A 17831-nucleotide genomic window follows, 5' to 3' on the forward strand; every position below is an offset into this window, starting at 1 on the left:
CACTATGAAATTTGAGCATTTTGCGATCAATGTAGCCCAACCTCGGGCCATGTCAGATTGGTATGAAAAGCATATTGGCCTTAGTGTTGTGAGCAAGCAAGACTCCAGTCCTTACATGACTTTTCTTGCAGATGACAGTGATACCATCATGTTGGAGATTTATAACAATCCAAAAGCACCTGTACTGGAATTTAATAGCCAACACCCTTTGGTGCTTCATTTGGCGCTGGTATCGGAAGATCCCGCGGCTGACCGAGACAGATTAGTTGCTGCAGGGGCCGAAGTGATCAGTGATGATGTCCTTGAGGACGGATCGCACTTGGTCATGTTAAAGGATCCCTGGGGCTTGGCTTTGCAGCTCTGCAAACGCGCTAAACCCATGCTCAAGCTTTAATCATTAGCGCTCTATTAATCTATAGGGTTGATCTGTTTATTGAATTGAACAGAGGTCAATTATATTGACCGATTGTAAAAAATAAAATAAAGAAAAAGAAATCATGACACATCGATATAAATTCACCTCGCTATTGGGAATGCTTTTCGGCTTGACACTGATGGTCAGTTGTAGCAAAAAGGAGCAATCGGAAAACACCATTGTTCCCAGTGTTTGGGATCAGGTTCCGGCCATATTAGAAAGTATCCAAAAGCCCTCGTTTCCCGATCAGACTTTTGTGATTTCTGATTTTGGCGCCGTGGGAGATGGGAGCACAGACGCTAGTCAGGCGATCAAATCGGCCATTCAAGCCTGCGCAGAAGCTGGAGGAGGTAAGGTGGTCGTTCCACCGGGGGATTATCCCACAGGTCCCATTTATTTGGAAAGCAATGTGAATTTGCATTTGGAGAAGGACGCAAGGTTGATGTTTTCCACTGATCCAAAAGACTATTTGCCACTCGTCTATACCCGCTGGGAAGGCGTAGAGCTGATGAATTACTCTCCCTTGGTATATGCCTTTGAGGAAGAAAACATCGCTATCACAGGTGAAGGAATACTTGACGGTCAGGCCAATGAGACCAATTGGTGGCCTTGGAAAGGAAAAACCCAGTATGGCTATACGGAAGGAGACCCGCAACAAGAAGATGCCGATAAAAGGCATGCCCTATTCCAGATGGCAGAAGATGGTGTACCTGTTGAAGAGCGAAAGTTTGGTGAGGGATTTTACCTCCGGCCTCAGTTTGTACAGCCATACCGCTGCAAAAATGTGCTGGTGGAAGGTGTTAAAATCGTCAATTCACCAATGTGGATATTAAATCCTGTATTGTGCGAGAATGTGACCATTGAAGGCGTGACTGTAGAGAGCCACGGCCCTAATTCAGACGGTTGTGATCCGGAATCCAGTAAGAATGTGTTGATCAAAGACTGTTATTTCAATACCGGTGATGATTGCATTGCCATCAAATCAGGCAGGAATGCCGACGGTAGACGAATCAACGTGCCCAGTGAAAATATCATTATCCAAAACTGTAAAATGGCCGATGGTCATGGTGGAGTGGTGATCGGTAGTGAGATTTCTGGAGGGGTAAGGAATGTTTTCGCAGAAAACTGTGAAATGAACAGTCCTCATTTGGACAGGGCCCTTCGCATCAAAACCAGTTCCATGAGGGGCGGGATCATAGAAGATATTTACCTGAGAAATATCGACGTGGGGCAGATAGCCCAGCAAGTGGTCAGGGTGAACATGTTTTATGAAGATAGCGGGGCCTATGTGCCCACTGTCCGCAATATCCATGTGGAAAACATGACAGTGGAGAATGGCGGAAAAGTAGGGGTCCTCTTGGAAGGATATGAAAATTCCCCAGTAGAAAATATCACCTTGGAAAATGTCAACATTAAAAATGCCGAAGAGGCCTATACGTTTTCCAATGTGAAAGGAGTGCGATTTAAGAATGTTACCATCAATGGCAAAGCGGTGAGTTATGGGCAAGAAGAGTAAATATCGTTTTGGCCTGTTTTTGTTATACTTACTGTTTTCTTTTTCCTCCCATGGTCAACATGATCCTGACAGGGAATCAAATGAAAGGGCAATTGCCTTTCCAGGAGCAGATGGTTTTGGGAAGTATACTAGCGGAGGCCGTGGAGGCAAAGTGTATGTAGTGACCAATCTAAATGATGAAGGACCGGGAAGTTTGAGGGAAGCCATCCGAAAGAAAGAGCCCCGGATTATTGTTTTTGCCGTATCCGGAAATATCCAATTGGAATCCAGCTTGGACATTAACCATGGAGACCTTACCATTGCCGGACAGAGTGCTCCGGGTGGAGGGATTACCTTGCAGCATTATCCCATAAAGATCAAAGGAGAAAACATCATCATCAGGTATATTCGGAGTCGTATGGGTGATGAAAAGGGAGTTCAGGACGATGCCATGAGCTGTTTGCGGCAGAAGGATGTGATCATCGACCATTGTTCGCTAAGTTGGGCCACGGATGAGTGTGGATCCTTTTATGACAATGAAAATTTCACCCTGCAGTGGTGTATCGTATCGGAGAGTCTGAATGCATCTGTTCACGAAAAGGGAAACCATGGCTATGGAGGGATCTGGGGTGGGAACAAAGCCAGTTTTCATCATAACCTGATCGCTAATCATGCCAGCAGACTACCCCGGTTTAATGGTGCCCGAACCAGTAAAAATCCAGCCCATGAAGTGGTGGATTTCAGGAACAATGTCATTTATAACTGGAAGAACAACAACGCGTATGGCGGTGAGCAGGGGCATTATAATATGGTGGGCAATTATTATCAACCCGGCCCTGCCACTGCGTCCAATGAAGATCGGATCATTGAGCCTTACGAACCTTATGGGCAATTTTATCTCTCCGGAAACGTCAATGCCCAAGACTGTAAAATCTCAAAAGATAACCGTTTAGGAGTGGATGGCGTGCCGGATGTAAATGCGGTACTGGTGCATGAACCATTTCCTTTTTTGATGGATCAAGGGACGGAAAAAGCGTCTATAGCTTATTTGCGAGTGCTTAACCATGCCGGGGCGAGCTATCAGCGTGACAAAGTAGATAAACGCCTGCTAAAGGAGGTGAAAAAGGGCAACAGTTCCGCTGGAAATGCCCAAAATGGTATCATCGATAGTCAGGACGATGTAGGCGGATGGCCCACGTTAAGGTCAAAAAAGCCGCCAAAAGACACCGACAGCGATGGGATGCCTGATGCTTGGGAGAAGGAAATGGGACTGGATAGTCATGACCCTACTGATGCGGCTGGAAATACCCTCCATGAGTTTTATACAAGTGTGGAGGTCTACTTAAATAGTTTGGTGTCCGACAATTAACCTGTGGGGAGCTAGGAAAATGTCCATGGAGCTGCGGGCGAACGGGACCTATCATCAGTGTGTCATTGGAAATTTTTGGGCTACAGGGATCAAGTAAAAAAGAATTTTTAGTTTTTGATCCCTGTGGCCATGCCTGGTAACGAATAGCTATTCCAATGCATATGGTTTGACCCGTGTTCAGTTCCTCATTTTTCGTTTGACCATCAATTACCATAATTTTAAAATTGCACAACTCTTTTTTGGATGAGGTCATATATTCGGTAAATTGAAGTGGATTATTTGTTATGGAAAAAAGAGTTGATTTTTCAGAAATTCAAGCGACCTTAAAACAAGTGCTTTTGCATCATCAATTTACAGATGAAAAGGCGGCCCTTAGTGCCTATCTATTTGCAAAAGCCAGTTTGGACGGCGTGCCTTCGCACGGCCTGAATCGGTTTTTGGATTACCTAAGGTACGTAGACCTGGGATGGATCATTCCTACAGCTGATCCGGAAGTTGTGGCCAAATTCGGGAGTTTTGAGCGGTGGAACGGGCATTCAGGGCCTGGGAACCTCAATGCCCATGCTGCTATGGATGCTGCTATTTCCATGGCAAAATCCACTGGTTTTGGTGTGGTAGCACTGCAGCATACCAACCATTGGATGAGAGCCGGGAATTACGGTTGGCAAGCCGTGGAGGCGGGGTGTATAGGGATCTGTTTTACCAATACCAAACCGAATATGCCAGGCTGGGGAGGAAGTGAGCCCAAGCTGGGGAACAATCCGTTAGTGGTGGCCATACCCCGTCAAAATGGCCCTATCGTCTTGGATATGGCGATGTCCCAGTTTGCTTATGGAAAAATGGCCATTCATGCCAAAGCGGGCAAAGAAATGCCTTATGACGCAGGGTTTGATGAAGCCGGAAACCTTAGCCGTTCCCCATCGGCCATTATCGAAAAGGAAATGGCCCTGCCCATTGGTTTGTGGAAAGGTGCCGGGCTTTCCTTGGTGTTGGATATGCTTGCGATGGTCTTGTCCGGTGGTGATGCCACTCACGAGGTAGGAACGCATGAGGGTGAAAGAGGGCTTTCCCAGGTTTTTTTGGCACTAGATCCTAAAGGTTTTGGATTGGAGGAATGGATGGAAGAGCGGCTTGACAAGGTCATACAGGACTTGAAGAAAAGCGGTGTCTTTCAGGAAGGCGACTCGCTCCGCTATCCTGGTGAACAAACACTCAACACAAGGGATTATAACACTCGAAATGGGGTTCCGGTGGATGAGGATATCTGGCGTGATATAAAAAAATACTTGCATGAAGAAAATCAAGGATAATGAAGTCCGGTGGGGGATTATAGGAGTAGGGGACGTGTGCGAAGTCAAGAGTGCTCCTGCCATGAATTTGGTGGAAAACAGCCGATTGGTAGCCGTAATGCGTAGAAATGAGGAAAAGGTGAAGGATTATGCCAAGCGACATCAAGTCCCCAAATGGTATACCGATGGGGAGGCATTGATAAATGATCCTGATGTCAATGCCATCTATATCGCGACACCTCCCGATGTTCACAAAGACTATACGTTAATGGCCGCCGAAGCGGGTAAGCCCGTTTATGTGGAAAAACCCATGGCCAGAACTTATGCAGAATGTCAGGATATGATTCAGGCCTGTGAAAAGGCGAAGGTTCCCCTTTACGTGGCGTATTACAGAAGGGCTTTACCCCATTTCCTGAAAATCAAAAGCTTGATTGATGAAGGAGCCATCGGAGACGTTCGTCATGTTTCTATCCAGATGAATCAGGTGCCCAAACCTGAGGTGGTCAAGCATCAGAAGCATCACTGGAGGGTGGATCCTTCCATAGCCGGTGGAGGGTATTTTTATGATTTGGCCAGTCATCAGCTGGACTTCTTGGATTTTGCTTTGGGGCCTATCCAATCTGCCAAAGGAATGGCCGCGAATCAAGCGGAGCTGTATGCAGCAGAAGATATGGTAGTAGCGTCTTTTGTATTTGAATCTGGTGTACTGGGAAGTGGCAGCTGGTGTTTCGCTTCCAGTAAAACAGATGTGAAGGACATTACCGTCATTTATGGGAGTAAAGGGAGCATTAGCTACGAAACGTTTGGGGCTGGTAATGTACTGCTTGAAACCGATGATCACGGGAAAGAATTATTTGAATTTTCTTTGCCTAAGCATATTCAAATGCCTTTGATTCAGTTGGTAGTGGGTGATCTCTTAGGATTGACTTTAAGTCCATCAGACGGGGTATCTGGAAGCAGAACCAATCAAATATTGGAAGCAATTGTTGGGAAGTGTTCAAATATAAGTTAAAAACAATATAAAATATATTTATAAGTTTAAATACCTATAAATAATAATTATAAGTTTTTTAGCTTATAAATTGATTTTATAAGTACTAAGTGCTATATTTAGAACGGTTATAGGATCCCTATATGGCAAAAGTTACGGTAATATCAGGAGACGTCGTTTCTTCTACCAGCTTGGTAAAAGAAGATAGGCTAATGTTACATGACCGTTTAAAGGATTTGTTCGGTCAGCTATCCTCAAAATTCGATACTTATGGGAGAGTCCTGAAGGGAGATTACATAGAGTGTGTGTGCAGGATGCCAGCAGAGTCGCTTGCAGTGGCGTTGGCCATTAAGAGCTATGTAAAATCAATTGAGGTACAAGACGGCGAAGACAGCAGTGATCAAAACCGTATTAAATTGTTCAAGACCCATGGTATTCGCTTGGCCTTAGGTTATGGAGAGCTTTCTACGTTTGATACGGACACGGGGGTGATCGATGGTGAGGCCATTTACCTTTCTGGACGAAAGGTGAACGAACACAGTGGCCGTAAGAAGCAAAGGATCGTGATCAAACAGACCTTGTTTTTCGAATCAAATGAAGCAACATTAAAGGACCAATTTGATCCGGTGATGGGGCTCTTGGATGTGCTGATCAGCAAGGCTACTGCCCGTCAGTCTGAGGTTTTATACTGGAAATTGATGGGGTTGAGTGAAGATGAGATCGCGCAGAAGTTTGGTGTAAGCCAGTCTGTGATCAATCAGCACAGCACCAGTGTTGGCTGGAATGCCATTGAAGAAACCGTAGCCTATTATCATCGTACCATAATGCGTCACCACTCATGAATCTAGTCCAGCTTTTTATTTTACAGCTCCTTGCCCATATGTTGGCAGATTTTTATTTCCAAAATGACCGTTTGGCAGCTCAGAAAAACACCCATGGCTTTAGGAGCCCCTTTTTAAAGTGGCATATATTGATCGTGTTTTTACTGTCGTGGGGACTATCATTTCAGGCTTATTTCATATATGGAGCACTGGTGATTGCCTTGACACATTACATCATCGATGGGCTGAAAGTGTACCTAAACAGAAGCAAGTGGTTAGGAAAGTACGCCTTCTTTATCGATCAGGCATTACACCTGCTGGTGATTGTAGTGGTGACGATGGGCTATGGGCTTTATTTGGGAATCAATCCTTGGTGGGAAATGAAGTTGTCCGCTCATTCACTCATGATAATTTTTGCGTATATGGTATGTTTGAAGCCTTCAAACATCTTTATCAAAGAAACGCTGAAGGCTTATGAAATCAAAGTTCCGGGTACAAACGACCTCCCCAATGCCGGAAAACTGATCGGTGTTTTAGAACGAATATTGGTGCTCACGTTTATTTTATTGGGAGAATTTCAGGCCGTTGGATTTTTAATTGCTGCCAAGTCCATTTTAAGGTTTAAAAATGACGACATTTTGAAGGCCGAATATGTTTTGATCGGTACATTGATTAGCTTTGGAATAGCAATTCTCCTGGGAACCTTTGTAGAACTGCTATAGGAAGTTGCCTTGCGCGAACACGTATCTTATCGCTAGATCACCCTAATAATTTTGCAAAAGCTTGCGTGGCTTATGTAAAGATATTCGAAAAGATAGGATTGATATACTAGGTCTTTTTGCCTAAGTTTACACTTTGATAACCCAATAACAGTTGTATTTCATGTATCCCAAAACTAATTCGGCAGGAAGAAAAACTACACGGACATTGATGGCCATAGGCCTCATTGCCGCACTGTTTTCCTGCACTACCCAAAAAGAAGAAGGGGAAGCGACGAGCAATGAGCGTCCCAATATCATCTTCATTATGTCGGATGACCATGCCTATCAGGCCATTAGTGCCTACAGCGACAAGTTGATCCAGACTCCTAATATTGATAGAATTGCAAACGAGGGAATGCTTTTTGAAAAGGCATTTGTCAGTAATTCCATTTGTGCTCCTAGCCGGGCGGTTATTTTGACAGGTAAGCACAGCCATATGAACGGATTGGTAGACAATGCCGTAAAGTTTGACAGTACCCAAATGACCTTCCCCAAAATACTTCGGGAAAATGGCTATCAGACTGCCATGATCGGTAAATGGCATTTGAAGACAGCGCCTACGGGGTTTGATTACTGGAAGGTCTTGCCAGGTCAGGGTCACTATTACAACCCTGAATTTAGAACTGAAAATGGAACGGTGTTGGACTCGGGCTATGTAACGGATTTGATCACCGATTTTGCGATTGATTGGTTGGAAGGGGCTAAAAAGGAAGATAAGCCTTTTATGTTGATGTACCAGCACAAGGCACCACACAGAGAGTGGCTTCCAACGGAAGAAAACTTCCGCGAGTATACGACCAAGGAGTTTCCTGAGCCGGCAAGTTTATTTGATGATTATAGCGGTAGAGGAACTGCTGCCAAGGAGGCAGAAATGCGCATCGCTACCCATATGGGCGTCACCAGCGATAATAAAATACATCCTGACATTGCCGAGAAAATGAGGTATGAGAATTTTCTGACCTGGTATCCCAATGCGTATCATAACAACCTTGACCGGATGAGCAAGACTGAAAGGGCAGCTTGGGAAGCGGTATATGGCCCAATTAACGAGGAATTCGAACAGGCAGACCTGCGCGGTGAGGAATTGACCAAGTGGAAATACCAACGGTATATGCAGGATTATTTGGCTAGCATTGCATCTGTGGATGAAAACGTTGGCAGGTTGCTGGATTACCTGGAAGAAAATGGCTTGGCCGAAAACACCATTATTGTATATACTTCTGACCAAGGGTTCTACTTGGGAGAACACGGGTGGTTTGATAAACGCTTTATGTATGAGGAATCCTTCAGGACACCGCTGATGATCAAATGGCCAGGGGTGATCAAGGAAGGCAGCAGAAATACAGATTTGGTGCAGAATTTGGATTTCGCAGAGACATTTTTGGATGCCGCGGGGGTGGAGATCCCAAAAGAAATGCAAGGGAAGAGCATGCTCCCTTTACTGAAGGGCGAGCAAGTGGAATGGAGAGATGCCCTGTACTATCATTATTATGAATATCCAGGCATCCATGCGGTAAAGCGGCACAATGGCGTAAGGACCGACCGGTATAAATTGATCCATTTTTATTACGATGTGGATGAATGGGAGCTTTATGATCTAGAGAAAGATCCACATGAAATGAACAATGTGTACGAGGATCCTGCTTATGCAGAAGTAAAAGCCCAGATGCACCAAAAACTGGACGAACTCGTGGACCAATATCAGGATAAAGTGGTCGTGCCTTCAAAATAAAATGAACGTCACATGATAAAAACATCCCCTGTAGGCCAGTCGAGCCACAGGGGATGTTTTTTTGGTTCCTTTGGGGGATTTTTCACTTGCGAACAATACAGGATCAAGCAATATTTCTGGGGGGATGATTTTCGACATGTTCCTATGAAAGAAAATTTCACACCGCTAAAACAATGCTTTTTCTCAATCCGCACGAATGGGTTTTAGCGGGAAGTTGTGGAGAATAGGGCGGGCAATGCGGCTAAAACAGAAAACGTTGGTTGGGCTAATTTACCCTGGGCTTCACCCATGGCTATGAATGTGCCGCCCCTCTGGGGCTAACTTTCGAGTTTACATCATACACCATACCACGGATTTGCAATGCCTTAAGCATCCTATCTGTGTTTATCAGCGTTCATCCGTGGGCAAAGCGCAACCAAAGGTGGCAAGCGCAGGTATAATGGATCAAGCAATATTTCTGGGGGGATGATTTTCGACATGTTCCTATGAAAGAAAATTTCACACCGCTAAAACAATGCTTTTTCTCAATCCGCACGAATGGGTTTTAGCGGGAAGTTGTGGAGAATAGGGCGGGCAATGCGGCTAAAACAGAAAACGTTGGTTGGGCTAATTTACCCTGGGCTTCACCCATGGCTATGAATGTGCCGCCCCTCTGGGGCTAACTTTCGAGTTTACATCATACACCATACCACGGATTTGCAATGCCTTAAGCATCCTATCTGTGTTTATCAGCGTTCATCCGTGGGCAAAGCGCAACCAAAGGTGGCAAGCGCAGGTATAATGGATCAAGCAATATTTTTGGGGGGATGATTTTCGACATGTTCCTATGAAAGAAAATTTCACACCGCTAAAACGATACTTTTCCTCCATCTGCTCGAATGGGTTTTAGCGGGAAGTTGTGGAGTATAGGGCGGTCCATGCGGCTAAAACGGAAAACGTTGAATGGGGTAATTCACCATGGGCTTCACCCATGACTATGAATGTGCCGCCCCTTTGGGGTTAACTTTCGAGTTTACATCATACACCATACCACGGATTTGCAACGCCTTATGCATCCTATCTGTGTTTATCAGCGTTCATCCATGGCCAAATAGCAACCAAAGGTGGCGAAGAACATATTTACCCAACGAAATAGGCTACCCCCATCTTTGATTGGCATTATTATGCACAAAATTATAATCTTTTACCGATAACGGGCTTTTTTTAGTAGGTATCGGGCAGGATTTAAGTAACTATGTATATGAGGAATAGTTTGCAGTTTCTTGTCAAGAAGGTCTTTTTGACATGGAAATGTCCTTTCCCATTCAGTGAAAAAGAACTAAAATTTATAGTAGACATGAAAAAGTTTATTTGTGCAGTTTTGATGCTGTGTTTGTTTTCCTTCGAGGGGTTTTCTCAAGACGTTAGGTTAAATGTTTACGGCTCCTATGCTTTTGCTGATAAGTTTGACTCTTATTGGGATGTCGGAAATAATTACTATTACAGTGGCAGGATTGAGGATGGCTTTCAATGGGGAGGAGGACTCGAATATGTAGTGAATGATGTGGTCGGAGTCGAAGTGCTTTACCTGAGACAAGACACGAATAGTCCGACCCGTTATAGTTATTCCGGTTTTGTGGACCAACGCACAAACTTTGATTTGGGCATCAACTATATCATGGTGGCTCCTGCCAGGTATTTTAAAGCACCAAGTGGAAACTTGGAAGGCTTTTTTGGCGTGATGGGAGGATTAGTGGTGGCGGAACTGTATAACCCTGACAATGGAAATAGCAACAATGCCACCAAAATGGCTTGGGGCCTAAAAGGAGGAGGAATTATGTGGGGATCAGAACGTGTCGGCATAAAAGTACAGGCCCAATTGCTCTCTGCTGTCCAATCCGTAGGCGGCGGATTTTATTTTGGGACAGGAGGTGCTGGAGCTGGTGTAAACAGTTACTCTTCCATCTACCAATTTAGCTTAGGTGGTGGATTGGTCTTTAAACTGAATTAACATTATTACTCCTTTTGCAAGGATAATGGACTGTATCAATCGTCCACGTCATGGCTTTTCTGTCTAGTGGAAATGGTGATCTTTATTCTCACATTGAAAGTATTATGAGATCACATTCTTCACAGGTAGATCGCTAGGCTCTGAATGTTTTGATGACGTGTTTAGAAGGATGATACAGTCTTTTTTTGGAATAAAGAAAATGGAAAGTTTTCCTGAATACATGATTAGGTTGTGAAACCACCTATCATGTCGGATTCGGAAGGCTTTCATTGATTAGCAGTGAACCCACAGACGTAAGGATGATGACGTAAGGTACTCGTGTTCCTGCTCTCAGCGTATGGATTTACACTTAAACCATATATATCATGAAAAAGCTGATTGCAGAATTTATTGGAACTTTTTGGCTTGTATTAGGTGGCTGCGGCAGTGCTGTACTTGCTGCGGCTTTCCCGGAACTTGGGATTGGATTTGCTGGCGTAGCTTTAGCATTTGGTCTTACTGTTTTGACGATGGCCTATGCCATTGGACATGTATCAGGTTGTCACTTGAACCCGGCCGTTTCCATTGGGTTATGGGCAGGGGGAAGGTTTGAAGCCAAGGAATTGCTGCCCTACATCTTGGCACAGGTGCTGGGAGGCTTGGTGGCAGCTGCGGTGCTTTACGTAATTGCCTCGGACAATCCTGCGTTTGAATTGGGTGGCTTTGCAGCAAACGGTTATGGGGAGCATTCTCCCGGTGGATATGGGATGACCGCTGCATTGGTTACAGAAGTGGTCATGACTTTTGCGTTCTTATTTGTGATCCTAGGAGCAACGCACTCCAAGGCTCCGCAAGGATTGGCTGGTGTGGCCATTGGATTATGCCTGACGCTGATCCACCTGATCAGTATTCCTGTGACCAATACTTCTGTAAATCCTGCCAGAAGCACCAGTCAGGCGATATTTGTAGGCGATTGGGCTTTGGGTCAGTTATGGCTCTTCTGGGTGGCCCCGATAGTGGGTGCGATCTTGGCCGGTTGGGTGTATAAGTATTTATCTCCTGAAAAGTAGGGAATGGAGCTTGCCATTAGCGATACCACCAAAATGGCCAGCTAAAAAAGGCTGCCCCTTATTGGTCTTTTTGGCAATGGAGGCAGCCTTTTATGTTAATGGAGCATTTTACGGAGTTACCGTTACGATTGGGCAATTTGCTAGTCCAGCACCAGCAACCAATAAACTGGCCATTTTAGCACTTTCCAAGTCCATAACATCGTTAAGTCAAAGATAAAATTGATAGACACATAATTGCAATGCCTTAAGCTTCCCATCGGTGTTTATCCGTGTATATCCCTGGGCAAATAGAAACCAAAAGTGGCAAAGCATATGTATTATAGCCATCGAAATAGGTTAGGCCCCAACTTTTCCGCTTCATCCTATTTTTGGAGCCCTTATTTTAGCAAGTTTAGTTGGTAAGACCGTTCATGCCGTTTAGTAAATGGCTATCTCCAATGACCATGAATGGGAGTAAGCGTGAATGTTGGAATGGTTCATTTAACCATGGGAGCACCCTTGGAGGTTGATATGATGTCCCTTTAGGGCTATTGTAATGGCATCCAATTTGTTTTCTCATAAGCTATAGTGAATGGTAGGATCTTGATTTTAAAAACACCATTTTTATGCAAAGACCATTAGCTTTTGTATCTTAAACCGTTTACCCTATCAGTCACATTCAATATGCTTCAACCAATCAAGTTTGGGATTATCGGGACAGGTGCCATTGCCCAAAAACATGCATCGGCCATCAATGAATTGAAATCTACCGAATTGGTGGCGGTGTGCAGTTCTTCTCCAGAGAGAGCCAAAAGAGCTGAGGACCAGTTTCAGGTAAAAGGTTATGATAATCTCGAGGAATTTATGGCTCATCCCGAACTGGAGGTAGTGTGTATCTGCACGGCCAGTGGCCAACACATGGAACCTGCTGTCAAGGCCGCCGAAGCGGGGAAGCACGTTTTGGTCGAAAAGCCCATTGAAGTCAGCTTGGAGCGGGCAAATACCATGATTCGAGTTTGTAAAGCGCATGGAGTGAAATTGGGCGTGATTTTTCAAAATCGCTTTAATGAAGGCTACCTGCTGCTTAAGTCGGCTGTCATGAATGGTCAGTTAGGCCAATTACTCATGGGAAATGCCTATGTCAAATGGTTCCGGGACAGGGAGTATTACGAAAGCAGTGATTGGAAAGGAACCATAAAAGGAGATGGGGGAGGTGCATTCATCAACCAAGGGATCCACACCATCGATCTATTGCTTGATATTATGGGAGAAGTTAGTTCTGTTTTTGGAAAGGTGAGGACCGCACTTTATGACATTGAAGGGGAGGATACCGGAACTGCTTTGGTGACGTTTGAAAATGGTGCACTCGGTAATATTACGGCAGGAACATCCCTTTTTCCAGGATATCCCGAGCGACTGGAAATATATGGAACTGCAGGTAGTGTGATCTTAGAGGCAGGAAAAATAGTCGCTTGGAATATTAAGGGGCAAGCATCAAAAGTGCCCCATTCAAGTCAAGGAAGCAGTGGGGCTGGTGACCCAATGGCCATTGGCCATGCCTTGCATATGATGCAAATCGAAGACATGGTGATGGCTATCCGCGAGGACAAGGGCCCTTTGGTTACGGGCGAAACGGCCAATAAATCCCTAGCGGTAATTTTAGGGATTTATGAAAGTTCTCAAAAAGGAAAAGAGATCAACCTTTAATTGTGTGTCCTGCTTTAACCTTAAGGATCCTGATAAAGGTATGGATAGGAGACAAGGATCCAGTGGTGGTTGATGGCTGTTTATTTCGCTGAGATCAAGTGTTAGGACTTTACCTTGACCGTCTTATTCCGCATCCATCAGATACAGCACCTTTCGAAGGTAATATCCCTCGTCCATACGGATCAACTTGTCGTTTTTAAAGTAAAAGTATTTTTCTTCATATTCTGAGGTGGGAATGGTATATACGGTGTAGGTTTCATCCATTTCGATGATTTCCTCATTCAAATTGGAATCTTCAAATGCTTCGGTGGACATGCCAATATCAGCATTGATGCGAAAAGCAGCACAAGACAATAATGCAAAAAATGGTAATGTGATGAGTAGTTTCTTCATGATAGTTGGTGTTTTACTCTATTTTAAGAGACAAAAAACATACCTTTTTTACCTTATTCAAAGGGATATGGACTTAAATGATCACCTCAAAAATACAAGTGCCTGCTAGTTAGATGGATACTTGAAGGGGGGTAGATAAGCACTTAGTGATCTGTTATGTTTAGTAAAAAAGAATACACTTCTAGTCATTAAGCGTGGGAAGCCATACACTTCCCACGCTTAATGGTTGGTAAGGATTAAGGGCAAGATTATTCTAATCCGTGAAGTAACCCCATTTCTAGCCCCCTTAGCTCAGCCAATCCCTTCAACCTTCCAATTCCAGTGTAACCGGGATTGGTGGTTTTACGGAGATCATCCAGCATTTGATGGCCGTGATCCGGGCGCATCGGGAGGGATTTTTGTCGTCTTGATTGGACTTTGATGAGTTCTTTGATGACTGCCACGATAGGCACATCACCTTCCAAGTGGTTGGCTTCGTGGAAATTGCCATAAGCGTCCCGTTGGGTGCTTCTTAGATGGATAAAATGGATGTGATCTCCATGTTCACGGATGATCTGTGGCAGGTCATTATCTGCTCGTACTCCAAAGGATCCGGTACAAAAGGTGATTCCATTGTATTCACTCGGGGTCTCCGTGACCAGCCGTTTTACATCGTCGATCGTGCTCATAACCCTGGGAAGGCCAAACATCGGAAAGGGTGGATCATCGGGGTGGATGGCCATAAACACCCTGTTTTTTTCTGCAGTAGGTATGATTTCCTCCAAAAACAATCTCAAGTTTGTGGCCAGCTTGTCTGCATCGATATGCTGATAGGTGTCCAAGACTTGCTGAAAAGCTTTCAAGGAATATCCTTCCTCTGCTCCGGGCAAACCGGCTATGATATTATTGGTGAGCAATTGTTCGGCATCTTCAGTCATTTCCTTAAAATACGCTTCTGCACGTTTGATGACCTGCTCGCTATAGTCCTTTTCGGCATTGGGCCGCTGGAGGATAAAAAGATCGAATGCTGCCAAAGCCTGTAATTCAAAACGCAATGCCTTGGCCCCGTTGGGCAGTTCATAGGCCAGGTCTGTCCGGGTCCAATCTAGCACGGGCATAAAATTATAGCAAACAGTATGAATGCCTTCTGCCGCGAGGTTTCCGATGGAAGTTTTATAGTTCGCAATGTATTCCTGATAATTTCCACTTCTCGTCTTGATGTTTTCATGGACAGGTATACTCTCGACCACTGACCAAGTTAGTCCAGCAGCTTCAATGGTGTCTTTACGTTTTTTTATTTCTTCACGGGACCATATGACGCCATTGGGCAGATGGTGAAGGGCAGATACGATGCCGGTAGCACCTGCCTGCCTAATGTCCGCTAAGGTAACTGGGTCTTGTGGACCATACCATCGCATGGTTTGCTCCATTTTTATCAAGTCACTCATAAGTAATTGAAAAACAATGTTTTAATTATTGATGGTTTAATTTTTTTCTAGTAGTGATTTATTAAACACCACCATAAGCACTGAAGCCTCCATCCACAGGAATGATGGTTCCTGTAACAAACTTGGATGCGTTACTGCACAAAAAGGTAACTGCACCAAAGAGGTCTTCAGGATCTCCAAATCGGTCCATTGGTGTATGGCTGATTATTTGGTTGCCACGAGCGGTCAGGCTACCATCATCCTCGGTGAGTAATGCTCGGTTTTGTTCAGTAAGGAAAAATCCCGGAGCTATGGCATTGACACGGTACTGCTTTCCATATTTTTGGCAGAATTCTACGGACAGCCATTTGGTGAGGTTATCTATGGCAGCTTTGGCGGAAGCATAGCCCATTACCCTGGTGAGTGGTCGAGAGGCGGCCATCGATGAAATGTTGATGATGCTGGCCGCAGGATTTTGAAGTAAGAGTGGTGTAAATACCTGAATGGGAAGAAGCGTTCCCAGGTAATTGAGCTCCATGACTTTTTTGACCTCCTCTATCTCCAGGTCAGTAATCTTTTGATCTGGAGTGACGATGGCACCGGGCATGTTACCACCAGCGGCATTGATCAACACATCGATCCTGCCAAACTCTCTTTCTACCTGTTGGGCGGCAGATTCCAGTGCATCTTTATTGGTCACATCAGCGATGAGGGCAGAAGCTTTTCCTCCCTTATTGGTGATTGAGGATACTAAGTCTTTTACTTTATTGGGGTTTCTTCCCAAAATGATTACTTGAGCCCCTTCCGCGGCCAGGTGCTGCGTGATTTGGTTGCCCAAGACGCCCGTGGCACCACTGATAAGTATGATCGTGTCTTTTACAGAAAATAATTCAGACATGGTTCTAATTGCGTTTGTTTATTGGAAGTTAAAATAGCTTTTGGCGTTGTTATAGCAGATGTCCTGAACCAGCTTGCCAAGCCATTTTTCATCTGCAGGAAGTTCTCCATTGGCTACATCATTGCCGAGGAGGTTACAGAGGGTTCTGCGGAAATATTCATGCCTGGGGAAGGACAGGAAGCTTCTGGAATCCGTCAGCATCCCCACGAAACAACTAAGCAAGCCCATGTTTGAAAGGGTGTTCATTTGTTTTTCCATACCATCCTTTTGGTCCAAGAACCACCACCCTGATCCAAACTGCACCTTTCCTCGGATGGACCCGTCATTGAAATTGCCCGTCATAGTGGCCATCACCTCATTGTCCCTAGGGTTTAGGTTGTAAAGAATGGTTTTGCATAGTTGGTCTGTCTTGTCCAGTTCATTCAGAAACTGGGAAAGGGATTTTGCTTGGTCAAAGTCTCCAATGCTATCAAAACCTGTATCCGGTCCAAGCGTTTCCAGCATGCGCTCATTGGTGTTGCGAAGTGCCCCTAGGTGGAATTGCTGCGTCCAGCCTTTAGCATGGTAAAGCCGGCAAAGCTCCAAGAGTGTGACAAACTTAAAATAGGCCGTTTCTTCCCGGTCAAGTGGTTTGTCAGCAAGGATTTTTTTGAAAAGGATTTCAATATCAAATGTCCCTAAAGGGAAATAATAAAGCTGCTCCAAGCCATGATCCGCAAGTCTTCCGCCATGTTGATGGAAAAAGTCGATCCTGTTTTCCAATGCCGCCATGAGCTGTTCATGACTGTTGATTTCCATATTACTGGCTGAACCAAGCTGCTCTAAATAGGCCTTGTACTGCCCCAGGTTTTCTACAGCAAAGGATTTGTCGGGACGAAAAGTAGGGAAAAGCCCAATCGGCATATCGTTTTCAGCGGCTTTACGATGAAATTCCAAGGAGTCAGTGGGGTCGTCCGTGGTGCACACCGTTTCTACGTTCATTCCGGTGAGGAGCGATTGGGTACTATGTGAATCCTGTTCCAACTGGCGGTTGGTTTGTTGGTAGATTTCATCTGCATTATCGGCTGATAGTAATTCTTCTATTCCAAAATACCTGAGGAGTTCCAAGTGTGTCCAATGATAAAGTGGGTTCCGCATGGTATAAGGAACTGTATAGGCCCATTTCTGGAATTTTTCTTTATCCGAAGCAGTCCCTGTGATATACGTTTCATCAATTCCCAAGGTCCGCATGGCCCTCCATTTATAATGATCTCCTGCCAGCCAGATTTTGGAAATATTATCGAATTTCCTGTTTTCGGCCAGGTCTTTCGGAGAAAGATGGCAGTGGTAATCGATAATGGGCATGTTTTTGGCATAATCGTGATAGAGCACATTTGCCATCTCAGTTTGTAACAAGAAATTTTCTTTGATAAAAGTAGCCTTTACTTTGGGCTCAACATTACTCATAATTTTAACGGTTTATTTTTAAGGCCCTTTAACGAGATAACACTAAAATGGTCTTTTGAAAATTGGATGTTCACCCAATTTTCATAGGTT

The 17831-nt window shown here is 44.6% G+C and carries 15 protein-coding genes; 11 read left to right on the forward strand and 4 right to left on the reverse strand.

What is annotated here, in order from left to right; translation table 11 throughout:
* Positions 1 to 4: 4 nt before the first annotated feature.
* From ECHVI_RS15055 to ECHVI_RS15105, 11 genes are all read left to right on the forward strand, one after another.
* Complete coding sequence (locus ECHVI_RS15055) at positions 5 to 394, forward strand: VOC family protein (protein ID WP_015266878.1); 390 nt, start codon at positions 5 to 7, stop codon at positions 392 to 394.
* 103 nt (positions 395 to 497) lie between these two features.
* The gene (locus tag ECHVI_RS15060) at positions 498 to 1931 is read left to right on the forward strand and encodes a glycoside hydrolase family 28 protein (protein WP_015266879.1); all 1434 of its coding nucleotides are present in this window, start codon (positions 498 to 500) and stop codon (positions 1929 to 1931) included.
* Positions 1915 to 3279: a pectate lyase family protein gene (locus ECHVI_RS15065; protein ID WP_015266880.1), complete on the forward strand. Its 1365-nt coding sequence runs from the start codon at positions 1915 to 1917 to the stop codon at positions 3277 to 3279. Before ECHVI_RS15060 ends, ECHVI_RS15065 begins: the two co-directional genes overlap by 17 nt.
* Before the next feature lie 284 nt (positions 3280 to 3563).
* Positions 3564 to 4589, forward strand: a complete 1026-nt coding sequence (gene yiaK, locus ECHVI_RS15070; RefSeq protein ID WP_015266881.1) for a 3-dehydro-L-gulonate 2-dehydrogenase — start codon at positions 3564 to 3566, stop codon at positions 4587 to 4589.
* The gene (locus ECHVI_RS15075; protein WP_015266882.1) at positions 4570 to 5580 is read left to right on the forward strand and encodes a Gfo/Idh/MocA family protein; all 1011 of its coding nucleotides are present in this window, start codon (positions 4570 to 4572) and stop codon (positions 5578 to 5580) included. Before yiaK ends, ECHVI_RS15075 begins: the two co-directional genes overlap by 20 nt.
* Before the next feature lie 122 nt (positions 5581 to 5702).
* The gene (locus tag ECHVI_RS15080; protein ID WP_015266883.1) at positions 5703 to 6401 is read left to right on the forward strand and encodes a helix-turn-helix transcriptional regulator; all 699 of its coding nucleotides are present in this window, start codon (positions 5703 to 5705) and stop codon (positions 6399 to 6401) included.
* Entirely contained in the window at positions 6398 to 7102 is a 705-nt protein-coding gene (locus tag ECHVI_RS15085) for a DUF3307 domain-containing protein (RefSeq protein WP_015266884.1), read from the forward strand. Before ECHVI_RS15080 ends, ECHVI_RS15085 begins: the two co-directional genes overlap by 4 nt.
* 160 nt (positions 7103 to 7262) lie before the next feature.
* On the forward strand, positions 7263 to 8873 hold the full coding sequence (locus ECHVI_RS15090; RefSeq protein WP_015266885.1) for a sulfatase family protein: 1611 nt from the start codon (positions 7263 to 7265) through the stop codon (positions 8871 to 8873).
* A gap of 1336 nt (positions 8874 to 10209) precedes the next feature.
* Positions 10210 to 10863: a hypothetical protein gene (locus tag ECHVI_RS15095; protein WP_041739897.1), complete on the forward strand. Its 654-nt coding sequence runs from the start codon at positions 10210 to 10212 to the stop codon at positions 10861 to 10863.
* Positions 10864 to 11228: 365 nt separating this feature from the next.
* Positions 11229 to 11912, forward strand: coding sequence for an aquaporin Z (gene aqpZ, locus ECHVI_RS15100; RefSeq protein ID WP_015266887.1), 684 nt, complete (start codon positions 11229 to 11231; stop codon positions 11910 to 11912).
* A gap of 663 nt (positions 11913 to 12575) precedes the next feature.
* Positions 12576 to 13598 carry a Gfo/Idh/MocA family protein gene (locus ECHVI_RS15105; protein WP_041738717.1) on the forward strand — a complete coding sequence of 341 codons (1023 nt, stop codon included), beginning with the start codon at positions 12576 to 12578 and terminating at the stop codon, positions 13596 to 13598.
* A gap of 123 nt (positions 13599 to 13721) precedes the next feature.
* Here ECHVI_RS15105 and ECHVI_RS15110 read toward each other — a convergent pair whose 3' ends face one another.
* The 4 genes from ECHVI_RS15110 to uxaC form a co-directional block, all read right to left on the reverse strand.
* Positions 13722 to 13991, reverse strand: a complete 270-nt coding sequence (locus tag ECHVI_RS15110; RefSeq protein WP_015266889.1) for a hypothetical protein — start codon at positions 13989 to 13991, stop codon at positions 13722 to 13724.
* Positions 13992 to 14239: 248 nt separating this feature from the next.
* Positions 14240 to 15418: a mannonate dehydratase gene (gene uxuA / locus ECHVI_RS15120; protein WP_041738722.1), complete on the reverse strand. Its 1179-nt coding sequence runs from the start codon at positions 15416 to 15418 to the stop codon at positions 14240 to 14242.
* A gap of 61 nt (positions 15419 to 15479) precedes the next feature.
* Positions 15480 to 16295 carry an SDR family oxidoreductase gene (locus tag ECHVI_RS15125; RefSeq protein ID WP_015266891.1) on the reverse strand — a complete coding sequence of 272 codons (816 nt, stop codon included), beginning with the start codon at positions 16293 to 16295 and terminating at the stop codon, positions 15480 to 15482.
* An 18-nt stretch (positions 16296 to 16313) separates the two neighbouring features.
* Positions 16314 to 17741: a glucuronate isomerase gene (uxaC, locus tag ECHVI_RS15130; protein ID WP_015266892.1), complete on the reverse strand. Its 1428-nt coding sequence runs from the start codon at positions 17739 to 17741 to the stop codon at positions 16314 to 16316.
* Positions 17742 to 17831: the final 90 nt, after the last annotated feature.

Origin of the sequence: Echinicola vietnamensis DSM 17526, assembly GCF_000325705.1 — a bacterium.
GTDB classification, from domain to species: Bacteria; Bacteroidota; Bacteroidia; order Cytophagales; family Cyclobacteriaceae; genus Echinicola; species Echinicola vietnamensis.

Excerpts from the sequence above, each read along its gene's own strand:
- aqpZ (WP_015266887.1), top strand. The coding sequence starts at position 11,229 with ATGAAAAAGCTGATTGCAGAATTTATTGGAACTTTTTGGCTTGTATTA.
- ECHVI_RS15065 (WP_015266880.1), top strand. The coding sequence starts at position 1,915 with ATGGGCAAGAAGAGTAAATATCGTTTTGGCCTGTTTTTGTTATACTTA.
- ECHVI_RS15085 (WP_015266884.1), top strand. The coding sequence starts at position 6,398 with ATGAATCTAGTCCAGCTTTTTATTTTACAGCTCCTTGCCCATATGTTG.
- ECHVI_RS15060 (WP_015266879.1), top strand. The coding sequence starts at position 498 with ATGACACATCGATATAAATTCACCTCGCTATTGGGAATGCTTTTCGGC.
- uxaC (WP_015266892.1), bottom strand. The coding sequence starts at position 17,741 with ATGAGTAATGTTGAGCCCAAAGTAAAGGCTACTTTTATCAAAGAAAAT.
- yiaK (WP_015266881.1), top strand. The coding sequence starts at position 3,564 with ATGGAAAAAAGAGTTGATTTTTCAGAAATTCAAGCGACCTTAAAACAA.
- ECHVI_RS15090 (WP_015266885.1), top strand. The coding sequence starts at position 7,263 with ATGTATCCCAAAACTAATTCGGCAGGAAGAAAAACTACACGGACATTG.
- ECHVI_RS15080 (WP_015266883.1), top strand. The coding sequence starts at position 5,703 with ATGGCAAAAGTTACGGTAATATCAGGAGACGTCGTTTCTTCTACCAGC.
- uxuA (WP_041738722.1), bottom strand. The coding sequence starts at position 15,418 with ATGAGTGACTTGATAAAAATGGAGCAAACCATGCGATGGTATGGTCCA.
- ECHVI_RS15095 (WP_041739897.1), top strand. The coding sequence starts at position 10,210 with ATGAAAAAGTTTATTTGTGCAGTTTTGATGCTGTGTTTGTTTTCCTTC.
- ECHVI_RS15110 (WP_015266889.1), bottom strand. The coding sequence starts at position 13,991 with ATGAAGAAACTACTCATCACATTACCATTTTTTGCATTATTGTCTTGT.
- ECHVI_RS15075 (WP_015266882.1), top strand. The coding sequence starts at position 4,570 with ATGAAGAAAATCAAGGATAATGAAGTCCGGTGGGGGATTATAGGAGTA.
- ECHVI_RS15125 (WP_015266891.1), bottom strand. The coding sequence starts at position 16,295 with ATGTCTGAATTATTTTCTGTAAAAGACACGATCATACTTATCAGTGGT.
- ECHVI_RS15055 (WP_015266878.1), top strand. The coding sequence starts at position 5 with ATGAAATTTGAGCATTTTGCGATCAATGTAGCCCAACCTCGGGCCATG.
- ECHVI_RS15105 (WP_041738717.1), top strand. The coding sequence starts at position 12,576 with ATGCTTCAACCAATCAAGTTTGGGATTATCGGGACAGGTGCCATTGCC.